We start from the raw sequence: 901 nt of genomic DNA on the forward strand, positions 1-901 counted from the left end.
AAGTTAAAATTAGGATCATCGATAGTGATTCAAGAACACTAATTATAATTTTTTTCTATAAATCTGTTTAAGTATTCAGGATCAGTTTTTAGTTTGCTGATGATATTGTTTTTTCGCCCAATGGCGGTGCTGTGATTTTTAGCTTTGTTTTTAGCTTTTTGAGCCTCTTGCTTGTAGTGCTTCACCAACTGGTTATTTTCATCGATAGTTTTGTTTAGTTCATGTAACTTTTGACTTAGATTTATCTGTGTACGGTTTAATTCTCTTTCTTTCTTTAATATTGCGTTTTTTCTCGCTTCAATTTCTATGTGTTGGTTCTCTACTTCAAGCGCTGCGTTTTTTCTCGCTCTTTCTTGTGCGTTTTCAACGTCATATACGCACTGTTCTTTTAAGCTTTCGTAGTGCTGTAGGTTCTTTTTAAGTTCATCTTTTAGGTTTTTCACTTCGCTGTTTTGGCTTGCGTCAAACACCAGTAAAGTAATGGCGGCTATAATTACTGCTACAACTAACCCAACAATTATGCTGATTGGCCATAATTCTAAAAAGCGTTCTGTCGTTGTGTAGTTATCTCTAAAATAATCCCCATTTTCTTCTATTAAAAGCGTTGTACTACTCAGTACATCGATTGAATGCCAAAGCCCTAGGCATGCAGCAATAAGAATTAAAAAGGCAATATAAGTTGTTTTCATCGTAAATAGATCTCTGTAATTTCAGGGCGGAAATGACCGAGTTCTTGGCTTACTGTTTCAAGAGCTGTATCGCGAAAATAACCAGAATTTTGTAACTCGTTCATCCTTTCTTGAGTATAACTGTGGCGTAATCCATGGGCTCCCCTAGACCAACCAAGTACGCGGTTTGAGGCTTGTGTATATGAATTAGACCATTTGTGACCAGCACCAAT

Annotated in this window: 1 protein-coding gene and 1 pseudogene; both read right to left on the reverse strand. The window is 36.4% G+C overall.

All coding sequences use genetic code 11. The features are described 5' to 3' along the window. Positions 1-38: 38 nt before the first annotated feature. Positions 39-689 carry a hypothetical protein gene (locus DK871_RS28340; RefSeq protein WP_161519138.1) on the reverse strand — a complete coding sequence of 217 codons (651 nt, stop codon included), beginning with the start codon at positions 687-689 and terminating at the stop codon, positions 39-41. Continuing rightward, positions 686-901, reverse strand: a pseudogene (locus DK871_RS28810) (site-specific integrase); the annotation flags it as partial. The gene DK871_RS28340 and the pseudogene DK871_RS28810, both read right to left, overlap by 4 nt.

This window comes from Pseudomonas sp. L13 (genome assembly GCF_009935965.1).
Taxonomy (GTDB): Bacteria; Pseudomonadota; Gammaproteobacteria; order Pseudomonadales; family Pseudomonadaceae; genus Aquipseudomonas; species Aquipseudomonas lactis.